The organism is Streptomyces sp. NPDC002133 (genome assembly GCF_040296405.1).
In the GTDB taxonomy this organism is placed as follows: Bacteria; Actinomycetota; Actinomycetes; order Streptomycetales; family Streptomycetaceae; genus Streptomyces.
The window spans coordinates 242,833-256,292 of the sequence record NZ_JBEOXF010000004.1 but is presented as its reverse complement, the minus strand read 5'-3'; the positions used below and the strand labels follow the sequence as shown (position 1 = coordinate 256,292).

Genomic DNA, 13,460 nt, shown 5'->3' with positions numbered 1-13,460 from the left:
CTCCATTCCTTTCATCGGGCAACGAGGTCGCGGAATCGTGCTCGCCCGTTCAGGGCTTGCGCACGTTCATCCGTGGCGTCGTAGTTCGTGGAAGAAGTCGTTGACGATGTGGAGTTGTCCGGTGCGGGCGACTTCGTCGTAGACGTACTTGCCGACGGCGAGGTCGAGGACGCCGAGGCCGAAGGGGGAGAAGATGACGGGTCGGTCGGTGGGGAGGGTGAGGCGGCCGGTGAGGGCGTCGTCGAGGGTGCCGGTGAGGAAGTCGCGGTTGCCGGTGAGTTGCTCGACGAGGTGGGGTGAGGTGTCGGCTTTGAGGCAGTGTTCGACGTCGTCGACGATGTTGGCTGAGGTGAGGAGGATCTCGGGGGCGAGGTCGCGCAGGGAGATGTGCAGGACGAGGGGGTTGTGGTCGAACCATGCCGGGTTGGTGACGTGGGGGGTGCCGGCGATGGTGGCGAAGACGATGAGGTCGCTGACGCGGATGAGTTCCTCGGGGTTGTCGTGGAGGCTGACGGTGGCGGTGGTGCCGGTCTGTTCGAGGTAGGTGCGGAAACCGGCGGCGCTGTCGGGGGACAGGTCGTGGATGCCGATTTGTTCGAAGGTGAAGCCGGTGCTGGTGAGGAAGGTGTGGATGTAGCGGGCGATCAGTCCGGTGCCGAAGAATCCGATGCGGGTGGGGCGGGGACGGCCGTGGGAGAGCCGGTCTGCGGCGAGGGCGGCGGAGGCGGCGGTGCGGGTGGCGCTGATGATGGAGCTTTCCATGCAGGCGAAGGGGTAGCCGGTGTCGTGGTCGTTGAGGATCAGGACGGCGGAGGCTCTGGGGATGCCTGCCTGGACGTTGTTGGGGAAGCTGGAGATCCATTTCAGGCCGTCGACGCGTACCTGTCCGCCGATGGATGCGGGCAGGGCGATGATGCGGGAGGAGGGGCGGTCGGGGAAGCGCAGGAAGTAGGAGGGCGGGTTGACCGAGTCGCCCGCGGCGTGCAGGTGGTAGGTGGCCTCGATCAGTTCGACGATGTCCTTCTCGCGGCCGGCGAGGACGTTCTGCACCTGGGCGCCGGAGATCACGGCGAACGGGGGCACGGTGACCGGCTGGGCCATGGCGGACTCCCTTGCGGTGGAGGTGGAGTGGGCGGTGGTCATGCCGCACCTCCCTGGAGTGTGGGTGCCGTGTCGGCCAGGTGTACCGGGTCGGCCATCGCGACGAGTACCTCGCGTGGTCCTTCGTAGGGCTCTCTGCTGTGTGCGGTGCGCAGGTTGTCGACGAGCAGGAGGTCGCCGCTCTGCCACGGTTCGCGTGCCGTGTTCTCCTCGTACACCTTGTTGAGGAGTTGGACGGTGTCCTCGGCGATCGGGTCGCCGTTGCCGTAGCGGGTGTTGAAGGGCAGGCCGTCGGCGCCGTACATCTCGATCAGGTATTCGCGGACCTCGGGTGAGATGGTCCACTCGTTGAGGAAGGCGATCTGGTTGAACCAGCACCGCTGTCCGGTGGCCGGGTGGGCCACCACGGCACTCCTGCGTTGGCGGGTGTGCAGGCTGCCGTCGGGCTGCCAGGCGTATTCGATGCCGTTGGTGCGGCAGTAGTCCTCGACCGTGGGCCGGTCGTCGGTGCCGAATGCCTCTGCCACCGATGCGCCGATCTCGTCGTTGTACGAGCGTGTCAGCAGCCAGCCTTCCCGTTCGAACCGTGCCACCAGCTCCGCGGGCAGTGCCTGGAGCACGGTGGGGGCGTCCGCCACGGCGGTGGCCCCGCCGGTGGTGGGTGCGGTCAGACACGCGAACAGCATGAGGCCGGGGGGCTGGAGGGTGTAGCTCAGTTCGTGGTGCATGCACATCGGCTGGTTCGGCGGCCACGTCGATGAGGAGTACACGCCCTCGGCGTACGACTGACGAGGCGCGAACGCCTCCCGGTCGGCCATCAGACCCGTGGCCAGCCGGCGAAAGACCCCACCCACCACGCCCGCATCGGACAAACCCAAACCACGGACCAGGACCGAACCGTACTCGGCGACCACGGCGCGCAGAGCGTCCCGCTGCTCTGCCGCCCAGGCGGTCGCGTCGACGGGGGTCTCGACCCGCAGCACCGGTGGCTTCCCGGGTTCGGACTCCACGTCGAGCAGTGATGCCGAGGATGAGGACGACATCTCGTTGTTCCTTTCAGTCGCGGCTCAGGAGGGTGCCGGCCATTCGGCGGCGCTCAGCACGGCTTTGGCCGCCTCGGTCGGACGGGTACGAAGGAAGTAGTGGCCGCCGTCGGCGAGCTCGTGGAGGTCGATGTGCTCGGCCAGGAGCTGCCAGTCGCGGTGTCGGACGGGGTACGCGGCCGTGTACGGATCATCGGGGGCGACGACCACGGTCACCGGCGCCGACAGTTTCACCGCCGGTGGTGCATCAAGGACGTCGGCGAAGTAGTGGTGTGCGGACACACAGTCGTGTCGGTAGGCGGCGCCGATGTGCGCGGCGTGCTGCGTCACCAGCTCACCGAGTTCGGTGTAGCCGCTGTCTGCGCTCAGCTCTGCCGCGATCTCCGCGTTGCTCCGCCCGTTCAGTTCGGTGATGGCGGCGCGTCGGTCGGAGGCGTCACCGAGCAGCTGCGCGGCGAGGAACACCCGCTCGACGTCCACCCCGCGCTCCTGCAGATTCCTCGCCGTCGCCACGGCGAACGCGGTGCCCGAGGAGTGGCCCCACAGCAGGACCCTGGTCGGGCCGAGCCGCGCGATCTCGTCGACGACCTGTTCGACCACCTGTGACATCGGGGCGAAGGGCTCGCTCTCGGTGCCGACGGCCAGGTCGTGGCCCGGTAGTTCGACCGCATAGACCGCCGGCCCACCACCCGGCAGTGCCCTGGCCATCTGCTGGAAGTTCGCGGCGTTGCCTCCGGCGTAGGGGAAGCACACGAGGGAGGCACCGGTCTGCGCGCCGTCCGACGACGACAGCAGCTGGAGCAGTCCGGAGCGCTGCTCGGCCGTGTTGTCGAGGAGTTGGGCGAGGTCGGAGAGGCGGGGGTGGCGGGTGATGTCTTTGAGGGAGACGGCCCGGTCGAGGGCGATGGCCAGCTTGACCGCGGAGAGTGAGGTACCGCCGCGGTCGAAGAAGTGGTCTCCGCGACCGACCTGTTCCGCCGGGATGCCGAGGACCTCGGCCCAGGCGGCCGCGAGGCGCTGCTCGGCCGGGGTCGAGGGAGCATCACGCAGCCGGCCCTCGTTCCCGCCGTCGGCGCTGCGGGTGTCGGCGGTGTCGAGTTGCGCGGCGAGCGTGCCCAGCGCCTTCTTGTCGATCTTGCTGTTCGCGGTCAGCGGCAGGCTCTCGCGCCAGTGGAAGACCGCCGGAATCATGTAACCCGGCAGCGACCCGGCCAGCCCGTCACGCAGCACCTGCGGTTCCAGCAGCCGCGGCCCGGTGTAGAAGGCCACCAGGTGCTGACTGTGATCGGCCCGCTCGGCGACCACCACCGCACCATCACGCACCCCGGGGACACGCAGCAGGGTGTTCTCGATCTCGCCGATCTCGATCCGGAACCCACGGATCTTCACCTGCGCATCGCGGCGCCCCAGGAACTCCAGCTTCCCCCCGGGCTGCCAGCGCCCGTGATCACCACTGCGATACAACCGCTCACCCGCACGGTGCGGATCCGGCAGGAACGCCGCGTTCGTCCGCCCGGGATCATTCACATACCCCCGGCCCACACACACCCCGGAGAACACGATCTCACCCGGAGCACCCAGCGGCACCGGAGCCAGCTGCTCGTCCACCACATACACATGCACGTTCCGCACCGGCCGGCCCAGCAACACCTTCTCCGGCGCCCGGTCCATCACCTCATGGTTCGTGTCGTCCGACGTCTCGGTCAGCCCGTAGGCGTTGACCAGCCTGATTTGCGGCTGAGCCGCGAACCACCGGTCCGCCAGCTCCCGCTTCAGCGCCTCACCCGTCACCGACACGCACCGGAGATCCGCCAAAGGGCGCGGATGCCGCTCCAGCTCGGCAAGCACCGCCTCCAGATACGACGGCACCACCTGCAACACCCCCACCCGGCCACGGACCACCGTGTCCAGGAACCGGGGAACATCCAAGATCGCGTCCTGCTCCACCAGCAGCGTCCGCCCACCCACCAACAACCCCGCCACCAACTGCCACAGAGAGATGTCGAAACACTGCGGCGCGGTCTGCGCCACCACCTGCCCCTCACCGATACCCAGATCATCGATCTTGGCGAAGAGATGGTTCAGCATCCCCGCGTGCTCACACATCGCCCCCTTCGGCTCACCCGTCGAACCCGACGTGAAATAGATGTAAGCCAACTGACCCGCGGCGACGTCGACTCCCAGATCACTGTCGGGGTGCTCCTCCTCGAAGGCCGCATCGACCAGCACCTTCCGGGCACCCGGCAACGAAACAAGAGCCTGGTCAAGAGTGGCCGTACTGCCCCGCTCGGTCAGCACCAGACCACAGCCGGCACGCGCAAGGGTCGTGGCGATACGCCCGGCCGGGAAATGCGGCTCGACCGGCAGATACACCCCACCCGCCTTGAACACCGCCAGCACCGCCGCCAGCCAGTCCAGATTCCGCTCCATCACGACCGCGACCACACCCTCGCGCCCGAGCCCCCGCCCCACCAGCGCCCGCGCCAACCGATTCGCCCGCGCATTCAACTCGTCATACGTCCACTCACGGCCCCCATGCACCGCAGCGACCGCACCCGGACACACCCGCACCCGCTCCTCGAACAACTCGTGCACCCGCACATCCGGCAGCTCCCGACGCGGCCCCGCCAGCCCCTCCACCTGGAAACGGTGCTCCTCGGCGGACAGCAGACTCAACCGCCCATGCTCGGCATCCGGATCAGCAGCGATCAACCCCAGCGCAGCGACGTGATACCCGGCAATCCGGGCCGCACAGTCGCCGTCCAGTACGTCCGTCCGATACCGCAACCGCAACACGAGCCCGTCGACACACCGAGTGAATCCCACCCACAACGCAGTGTGTTCATCCCCCACGACATCCGTACCGGCGCCGGATGCGTCAAAGACCGTCTCGAACAACGGCCCCGTCAAACCCAGCTCACCCGCGAGACCACCCACCGGAAAATCCTGGTGAACCAGCAACTCGGACACGACACGACCGGCACCCCGCACCAGCCCCCGCCACGAAGCCGGAGCGGTGGTCAGCCGGCACGGCAAAGGCCCGCCACCCGCGGTGGCGGCGTAGCCCGTCGTGACCTCGCTCTCGCCGACCAGTGCCGCAAGAACCTTCGCGTGCGCCGCCAGCAACACCGAACTCGGCGGCACCGCCAGCTCATCCGCCACCCCGTGCAACGCCGCCACCACATCACCCGGCACCTGCACCTCATACACCGCACTACCCGGAACCGGATCAACCGTCCACCGCGGCACCGGCGCGGAACCCCCACCCATCAGCACACCACGCCAGAACTCCCGGCCCGCATCCAAACCGCTCACATACGCTCCCATCGGATCCACCCCTTTCTCACCGCTCTGCCACTGCAGGCTGATAGGGGGCATCTCGCAATTCCGTGGCCGGGTTTCCGCCCCACCGTGCGTGCTGGGGCATTTCCTCGCCCTTCATGAGGAAGGAGTCCGCGGCGAGTACCGAGCCGTCGCCCATCGTCACGCCGTAATGGACGTGTGCCTGTACGCCGAGGGTGCAGCCCGCACCGATCGTGCTGTATTCGGACTTGAACGTGCCGTCCTCCTGCGAGTGGCACTGGACCTTGCTCGACAGATTCAGGGTGCAGTCGTCCCCGATCGTGGTGAGCGTACGTTCCGTCAGAGCGCATCCGTCGTCGAAGACACGCTTGCCGAGCCGGACTCCCAGCATTCGCCAGACGATGTTTTTGAACGGGGTTCCGTTGAATGCGGCGAGGTATTCGTCAGGAACCTTCCAGAGGCGCTCGTGCCACCAGAAGTACGGATCGTAGATGGAGCACAACTGCGGTTCGAGCCGACGGAACCCCGTGATGAGGCGCTCCACCAGGGTGAAGTAGACCGCGGTGAAGGCAAGGGCTATTGCCAGGTAGAAGGCGATCATCAGCAACCCGAATACTCCATACATATCGACGGTGGCGAGGCCGAGCAGCGTGAGTCCGAAGACGTGCATCCAGCGCACGAACAGCCAGAATCCCATCGTGCGGATGTTGTAACGGTTCTTGGCGGCGAGATGGCGGTGCTGTTCACCCCCTGACCTGAGATGGTCGAAACGGGAGTCGCGCTCCACCGATCGGGGGATCTCGAAGCACGGCGAGCCGAGCAGGCCCACATTCTCGCGTACGTCGCCGTCGAGCGGAATCATCACCTTCGTGGCGAGCAGACAGTTCTCGCCGGTCCTGCCTCCCGAAGGATAGGCAATGTTGTTCCCGAGAAAATTGTGCGGACCGATCGATGCCCGAGAAATCCGGAAGGATGTGCTCGAGAAGTCGGCATTCATGATGGACAGCCCGTCGGCCACCATCGTCCCGCTGCCGACCGCACTCAGGTACGGCGACTCCTGCAGAACCCTGGAACCGAAATTTGATCCGGTCTGTTCGACCCGGGACAGATCGTATCCGAGAGCCTGCAAATAATGGATGATGTAGGAACTGTCACCGAAGAGCCATATGAAGATCTTGACGTTGGTCATACGGGAAACGGCCCGGTGCAGCGAGTACTGCAGGCCGTACAGCGGATAGGCCTTGTCCGGCTTGATCGCCACATGCATGAGGCGCGGAACGGTGAGCAGCACGGCGAGGCCCAGAAGGAGGGAGCCGAAGAACAGTACGAAGGACAGGGCCAGCGCGTCCACATAGATTCCGGCCGCCGTGAATTCCACCATTCCCGGGCCCAGTACCCTTTTGAGGGCCGGAATCTCGGTCAGCACCATGTAGGCGCCCCCGATGGTCAGCGGCAGGTAGAACACGAACAGTTGGAGCACGGTCACCAGGCCGTAGCCCGCCCGCCGCAGCGTGCCGCACTGCGCGGGTGCGACCCGCACGTAGTCGACGTCCGCGGGCTGGGCCGGGGAACCGTGCCAGCGCTCACCGGCCGGCACCGTCTGACCGCTGTACAGCGCGGACGTGTGGCCGAGTTGGGAACCGTCGCCCATGGACGAGTGGATGTCGAGCACGGTCTTCTCGCCGACGAAGACATCCCGGCCGAGCGTGACCCGGCCGGTCTGGATACGTCCGGCGTGCGCCCGGTAGCACAGGAAGTGCGCCTCTTTGCGGATCACCGTGCCGGCGCCGATCGTGAGCAGATCGGTACAGACAGGAACGGTGCGGGAGAGGATCGTGACACCCTCGCCGATCCGCGCCCCGAGAGCCCGCAGGTACAGGACGTACAGCGGATTTCCGGGGAAGAAGATCATCGGGTTGGCGTGGATGAGTACCTTGACGGTCCAGAAGCGCATATAGGTGAGACCCCAGACCGGGAATTCACGAGTCTGCCACCGGCCGATCAGGACCCATTTGGCCGTGATCGGGAAGACGCACATGGCCACGAAGCCGGTGCCGCCGAAAACAACCGTCCGCAAGTAGGTGTCGACCGGACCTGTCGCTTCGGATACCCACGCGTAGCCCTGGTCTGCGACAACTCCGGCGAGGGAGCAATAGCCGAGAAAAATCGCGAACTGTGCCGCTCCGCAGAGGACGAACCGCACGGTGCTGCCCGGTGGCACTTCCTCGGCAGGCGTCGGCACCTGTGAGTCCACCGACGTGGCGGCCGTGTCGACGAGGGCTGTCGCCAGGCTCCGGATCGTCGGGTGGTGATAGATGTCCTTGATCGACACCGACGGCAGGTCGTCCCGCTTCCTGACCCGTGCACAGAATTGGGCCATTACCAGCGAGTTAGCACACAGGTCCTCGAAGAAGTCGCTGTTGACCGACACTCGCTTCACAGCCACGACGTCAGCCAGCACCTCGGCAAGATTCTTCTCGGTGCTCGTCGCAGGGCCCGCATATCCGCGATCCGCAATCGCGGGTTCATCCGGCCCCGGCGTCACCACCTCGACAGATTTTTCCGCCATGCGAGCTCCTTGAGGAGATGTCGGCCACCGTCGTCCGGCAAGGCCGGCATCCGGTGTCCTCGCGCTCCGGCGGCGGGCGGAGCCGGTAATCCCGAAGCCGCGAGGTCGTGAGCCCTTGTTGGGTCACAAAACGACGATCTCCAGTCTCCGTCGTCCACCGTCGGGTTGCCACTCGAACTCGATCGTACGGGTGATGGGGTGGCTGTCGCCCGCGCCCGGGGCGCCCGCCTGGGCCGGACGCCCCGGCAGAGAGCGTCCGGCGGCGTGGGGGCCGACCCGGGAGTAACCCGGGACTGATGCCGACCAGCATGCATACAACCATGATCAACGACGAATTCGGGACCGCTATTCCCCGCCGTTGTCGACTCCGGCAGGAAAATTCCTGCAAAGTTTGCGACGATCCTCGAACACGCGGTCCCGAGTTATCCCCTGAGCGGAATTTCCTGAATCCGATTTCTCAGTCGTCATCGCGCGCTGCGGATTCCGCAGCGGCGGCGGCCGATTCCGCGGCATCCACCAGTTCCTGCATCTCCGCGACCTCGGCCGGATGGGTGGTCGCCGAATCACCGGCCGGCCCGCTGCTCTTTCCGTCGCCACCCTGCTCGCAGCCGGTGATGCCCATGAGGCCGGTGAGACAGACGGCGGCAGCCGCCACGGCGACGGCGGTGCGCCGGACGGCCGTCACTTCCCGGCTCCGTCGCTGTTCGCCTCGCACCAGGACTTCACCGCGGCCAGGTCCTTCCGGCGCTTCTCCAGCGTCGGGACGAGCGCACGGCGGAAGGTGAGCTTGTCGTTGAGGTAGGTCTCGATCTCGGTGTGACCGGCCTTCCCGGCGTTCTCGACGCGCTTCTCCAGCCGGCTGATGGAACCGCGCTGCGTCGCGTCGCCGCCCAGCCGGTCCAGGGCCCGCTCCAGCCGCTTGTCGATCTTCGGCACCCGCTTGCACAGCGCCTTCGCTCCATCGCCGGTCGGCGTGCTCGCCGGCGCCGGTGTCCCGGTGTCGGCCGAGGCCGCTCCCGTGGTGGCGAGCAGGGCCGCGACGGCGGTGAAGGCCAGAGTGGCAGCGGTCTTTGCGGTCGTCATGGCGGTCTCCCTTCTGAAACGGCGGCGAAGCCCTTGTGCCCGCCGCCCGGCCAGAAGTTAGGAGCCGATTTTGTGGAAACCTTGTGGGTGCTGAGCCGTTCCGATCAGCCAGTCCCGATCGGCCGGGAGCGACGGCACGGTTTGCCCGCGTACCGGGAGCCTGACCTCGAACCGGGTGCCGTCGCCGGACGGCCGGTCCTGAACCCGGACGCTGCCGCGGTGCAGGGCCGTCTGCTGTGCGACGAGGGTGAGGCCGAGTCCGGAGCCCGGGCTGTCCGGTCCGCGTGTGAAGCGGTGGAACACCGCCTCGCGCCGCGAGGGCGGGATGCCGGGGCCGCGGTCGTCCACCGTCAGGACGGCGACCGGTTGCGAAGGGTGCCCGCCCGCTCTCAGCCCCAGCTCGATGCGCGCCCGACCGTCGGCGCTCCGCCCGTGGACCAGGGCATTGGCCAGGAGGTTGTCGACGAGCGTACGCAGCCCGGGCTCCCATCCGTGCACGCTCGGTCGCGGCGCGTCCGGGATCACGATCTCCGCCTCGGGATGCCTGCGCCGGGCGTCGGCCACCGCTGCGTCGATCACCTCCGCGAGGTCCACCGGGCCGAAGGCATCGGCCTCGACCAGGTCGCCCCGTCCGAGTTCGCGCAGCATCACCAGCAGGCCCAGCATCCGCGTGTGCTCGCTGTGCAGATCCGCCAGTACCTCCGTCCGTTCCGACGCTCCGAGGTCCGGGTGCTCGGTCAGGATCTCCAGGTTCGTCTGCATGCTCATCAGGGGGGTGCGCAGCTCGTGCGCGGCGGCGGCGGCGAACGACCTGGCTGTGGCCAGAGCGCCCGTGGTTCTGGCGGCCTGCTCGTCGTACCGGGCGAGCACCGTCTGCAGGGTCCTGGCGAGGTCGTCGACCTCGGTGACACCGGTCCGAGCGTGCTCGAGCCTCGCCGCATCGGCCGTCGGGTCGAGTCCGCTGGTGCGCTGCTGCAGCCGGCGCAGCGGGCGGGTCGCGCGGGAGGCGACCGCCAGGCCCAGCAGCCCTGCCACGGGAGCGGCCAGCAGGGCCACGGTCACCACGCGCCTCCGGACGAGTGTCAGCTGGGCCCGGCTCGCGGTGTCGGGTGAGAACAGCCACAGCGTGCCGTCGACGCCCGGCCGGGCTCCGCGTACGCGGAGCGACAGGACGCGCCAGCCGTCGTTCCCGTCCTCCACGGTGACCGGCCCGGTTGCGCCGGCCGGGAGGGGTACGGAAGCGCTGGGCTGAGGGCCGCCCGACACGGTTCCCTGCGGCCCGGTCAGCCGGATGCCGACGTCCAGCGCGGAGGCGTACAGCTGCCGCTCGCGCGCCTGCGCGACCGCCGCGGACCGGTCGGCCGCGGTGACCCGCAGCAGCCGGCGGGCATCCGCCGCGACGTGCGCCGCCCGCTCCCGCAGATGGGCGTCCTGCTCCGCATGCAGATCGCGCGCGACCAGCTGGAGCAGCACCCAGCCGGCCGCGAGGACCAGCAGCGGCACGGTGATGCCGACGGCGAGCGCGATACGGGTGGACAGTTTCATGAGCCCTGCCCCCTGTCGTCCCAGCGCAGGACGAAACCGACTCCGCGCACCGTGCGGAGGCACCGTGGACGGTCGCCGCTCTCCAGCTTGCGCCGCAGATAACTGACGAAGGTGTCGACGGCGTCCGTGCGCACCCCGAAGTCGTATCCCCAGACGCGGTCGAGCAGCTGGTCCCTGGTGAGCACGATCCCCGCATTGCGCGCGAGGACCTCGAGCAGCTCGAACTCCCGTCGGGTCAGCGACAGCAGCTCCCCGCCCAGGCGGGCCTCGCGGGCCGCCGGATCGAGCACGAGCGGACCGACACGCACCACGTCCGTGTCCCTCGCCGGCCGCCGACGGAGCAGCGCCTCCAGTCGCAGCACCAGCTCCTGCAACGCGAACGGCTTGACCAGATAGTCGTCGCCACCTGCCTGCAGTCCCGCGATCCGGTCCGCTGTCTCATCCAGTGCGGACAGCATCAGGACAGGCACGTCGTTGCCGTCGTCACGCAGGGTTCGGCACACCTGGATGCCGTCGATGTCCGGCATGGAGACGTCCAGGACGAGGACATCGGCCTGCCGGTGCCGTACGTGGGCCAGGGCGGGCCCTCCTCCTTCGGCGAGCGAAACGGCGAAACCGGCCAGCCGGAGCCCTCGCTCCAGCGAACGCCGGATCGCCGGATCGTCGTCCACGACCAGCACGCGCCCCCCGGCCGACGTCACCGTCCATCCGCTCGCTCCCACCCTCGACTGTCCTGCGGGCTCGCAGCCTCCGGTCTCCGGGGCCGGCCCCGTCGGCATCGTAGTGGCCGCCTCGCGGCAGGTCGGGCCGGGTTCGGGAGGTGCGCTTCGGAGCCCCTCTCGGTTCAGGTACATGAACCGCGGTTGCTTTGGATCGGTCATACGGTTCACATGGATCAGCTATCTGAACAAGATTCATCTGTGCGAACCCTTGAGTCCCGCGAACGACGGGTGATAGGCCTGAGCCCGGCGCCGATCCCACCCCCCGCGAACCGTTCCGTCATGCCTGGAGGCGACCTCCTTGAGACCTACCGGAACCGCTGGATCCGCCGGCCCGACCGGCACCGCCATGTCCCGCCGCACCTTCGCCCGGCTCGCCGCAGCGCCCGTCCTCGCCTCCCTGGCCGGCGGCCTGCAGTCCGGCCAGGCGCAGGCCGCGGAGCTGCGGCAGTCGGGCTCCGCCAGTGCCGCCACCGGCACCGTCCCGGCCGCCATGAGGCGCGCGGCCGTCTTCATGGACGAGCACGTGTCGTACCGGGGTGCGTACGTGTGGAGCTACCTGTCCGATCTCTCCACCACCTGGGGCGAGATGGAGGCCCGGCGCACCATGTGCTGGGTCCAGCCGCCCGGTACCCCGACCGTCGGCCACAGCATGCTCGACGCCTACCACGCCACCGGCGACGAGGCGTTCTACCGCGCGGCGGAGCGCACCGGTCTCGCCCTCGTCGACGCCCAACTGCCCATCGGCGGCTGGAACTACATCCACGACTTCGCCGGCGAGGCGCCTTACCAGCCGCAGGAGAGCGCGCTCGGGATCACCTCCTCGGCCTTCACCGGGAACATGGCCAAACTGATCGCCTACGTCTCCGGCTGACGGCGCCTGCCGAATCGCTTCCTGCACGAACGCATGCTCGGGCATCCTCGTTGCGGAAAGCGCGCGTTGCGGAAGCGGCGCGTGACCGTCGATGCGGTACAGGGAAGCAGGGTGGGGGCATGAGACGTAGGCCGGGCGCCACCGGGCTCCTGACAGCGGTTCTGCTGCTGTCGGGGTGCAGTTGGACGGACGCGGCGACGGACGAAGGGCACGGCACCGCGAGCAGTCCGCCGGCGACCACGTCCCCGCCGCCGCCTCCGTCCCGGCCTCCGTCGTCCGAGCCGCCGTCGGTGTCCCCTTCGCCCACCGCCGCGCTCACCGGCAAGGAGGAGCAACTGGTCGCCGCGACCCTGACGGGCGGCATCGACGGCCGCCACGAAAGTGTCATCGTGAGCGGTGACGGCTCGTACACCCGCTTGATCCGCGGCAAGACCGTGGCGTCCGGCCGCATGGAACCGGTCGAACTCGCCGCGCTCCGCGCGGCGCTGGCGGACGCCGACTTCCCGCATCTGCCCCGGATCGCGATGGGCGAGCCGGTCCCGGACGGGCGCGTGTACGCGATCAGCCACGGCGGCCGTGAGGTCGTGACCGGCGACCCGGCGCCGCCGCCCGCGCTGGGCAAGGTGATTGCGGCGCTGCCCTTCGAAGCCGGCTGATCACGTTCGGTACGTCAGGGCGGTGCTCGAGGTGCGATCCGCGCCGCCGTGGCCGAGATTGGAGGTAACCGAACGTCCGCTCGCGTCCCGCCGGCAACCGGCGGGACGCGCGGAAGGAGCGACCATGGCCAGTCATGTGAGCGGAAGCCAACAAGGCAGCGCAGCGCCCACTGCCCGCGGGAACGGCTTCGCGACGGGGTGGATGGTGTTCGCCGCGGTCCTGATGGTCTTCGGCGGCTTCATGGCCCTCTTCGCGGGCATATCGGCCATCGCCAACGACGATGTGTTCTTCGCCACCCGCAACTACGTCTTCAGGTTCAACCTGACGAGCTGGGGCTGGATCCATCTGATCCTCGGGATCGTCCTCATCGTCGCGGGGCTCGCGCTGTTCAAGGGCGCCACCTGGGCGAGGGCCGTCGGTGTCGTGCTCGCCGGACTCGCCATGCTCGCGAACTTCATGTGGCTGCCCTACACGCCGTTCTGGGCCCTCGTCCTCATCGCGGTCGACGCCTTCATCATCTGGGCGCTCTGTGCGGCTCCGCGCCCGTCGGGCACCTGACACCGAAC

Annotated in this window: 11 protein-coding genes; 3 read left to right on the top strand and 8 right to left on the bottom strand. The window is 68.3% G+C overall.

Going from position 1 to position 13,460, the window contains the following annotated elements; translation table 11 throughout:
• Nucleotides 1–66: 66 nt before the first annotated feature.
• The 8 genes from sbnB to ABT078_RS07525 form a co-directional block, all read right to left on the bottom strand.
• A complete protein-coding gene (gene sbnB / locus ABT078_RS07560; protein WP_351224852.1) occupies nucleotides 67–1,143 on the bottom strand; it encodes a 2,3-diaminopropionate biosynthesis protein SbnB in 1,077 nt (358 codons plus the stop codon).
• On the bottom strand, nucleotides 1,140–2,144 hold the full coding sequence (locus tag ABT078_RS07555) for a TauD/TfdA family dioxygenase (RefSeq protein ID WP_351224850.1): 1,005 nt from the start codon (nucleotides 2,142–2,144) through the stop codon (nucleotides 1,140–1,142). Before ABT078_RS07555 ends, sbnB begins: the two co-directional genes overlap by 4 nt.
• Before the next feature lie 24 nt (nucleotides 2,145–2,168).
• On the bottom strand, nucleotides 2,169–5,471 hold the full coding sequence (locus ABT078_RS07550) for a non-ribosomal peptide synthetase (RefSeq protein ID WP_351224848.1): 3,303 nt from the start codon (nucleotides 5,469–5,471) through the stop codon (nucleotides 2,169–2,171).
• 16 nt (nucleotides 5,472–5,487) lie between these two features.
• On the bottom strand, nucleotides 5,488–8,016 hold the full coding sequence (locus tag ABT078_RS07545; RefSeq protein ID WP_351224846.1) for a Pls/PosA family non-ribosomal peptide synthetase: 2,529 nt from the start codon (nucleotides 8,014–8,016) through the stop codon (nucleotides 5,488–5,490).
• A 457-nt stretch (nucleotides 8,017–8,473) separates the two neighbouring features.
• Nucleotides 8,474–8,701, bottom strand: a complete 228-nt coding sequence (locus tag ABT078_RS07540) for a hypothetical protein (RefSeq protein ID WP_351224844.1) — start codon at nucleotides 8,699–8,701, stop codon at nucleotides 8,474–8,476.
• On the bottom strand, nucleotides 8,698–9,099 hold the full coding sequence (locus ABT078_RS07535) for a hypothetical protein (protein WP_351224842.1): 402 nt from the start codon (nucleotides 9,097–9,099) through the stop codon (nucleotides 8,698–8,700). Before ABT078_RS07535 ends, ABT078_RS07540 begins: the two co-directional genes overlap by 4 nt.
• A 57-nt stretch (nucleotides 9,100–9,156) precedes the next feature.
• Nucleotides 9,157–10,644 carry a sensor histidine kinase gene (locus tag ABT078_RS07530; RefSeq protein ID WP_351224840.1) on the bottom strand — a complete coding sequence of 496 codons (1,488 nt, stop codon included), beginning with the start codon at nucleotides 10,642–10,644 and terminating at the stop codon, nucleotides 9,157–9,159.
• Nucleotides 10,641–11,366 (bottom strand): response regulator transcription factor, encoded by a 726-nt coding sequence (locus ABT078_RS07525; RefSeq protein WP_351224838.1) that lies wholly within the window; start codon nucleotides 11,364–11,366, stop codon nucleotides 10,641–10,643. The genes ABT078_RS07530 and ABT078_RS07525 overlap by 4 nt, the downstream gene beginning before the upstream one ends.
• A 346-nt stretch (nucleotides 11,367–11,712) precedes the next feature.
• Between ABT078_RS07525 and ABT078_RS07520 the strand changes: the two genes are divergently transcribed.
• The 3 genes from ABT078_RS07520 (at nucleotide 11,713) to ABT078_RS07510 (ending at nucleotide 13,452) form a co-directional block, all read left to right on the top strand.
• Nucleotides 11,713–12,237 carry a hypothetical protein gene (locus tag ABT078_RS07520; protein ID WP_351224836.1) on the top strand — a complete coding sequence of 175 codons (525 nt, stop codon included), beginning with the start codon at nucleotides 11,713–11,715 and terminating at the stop codon, nucleotides 12,235–12,237.
• Between the two features lie 119 nt (nucleotides 12,238–12,356).
• The gene (locus ABT078_RS07515) at nucleotides 12,357–12,893 is read left to right on the top strand and encodes a hypothetical protein (protein ID WP_351224834.1); all 537 of its coding nucleotides are present in this window, start codon (nucleotides 12,357–12,359) and stop codon (nucleotides 12,891–12,893) included.
• A gap of 124 nt (nucleotides 12,894–13,017) precedes the next feature.
• The gene (locus ABT078_RS07510; protein WP_351224832.1) at nucleotides 13,018–13,452 is read left to right on the top strand and encodes a DUF7144 family membrane protein; all 435 of its coding nucleotides are present in this window, start codon (nucleotides 13,018–13,020) and stop codon (nucleotides 13,450–13,452) included.
• Nucleotides 13,453–13,460: the final 8 nt, after the last annotated feature.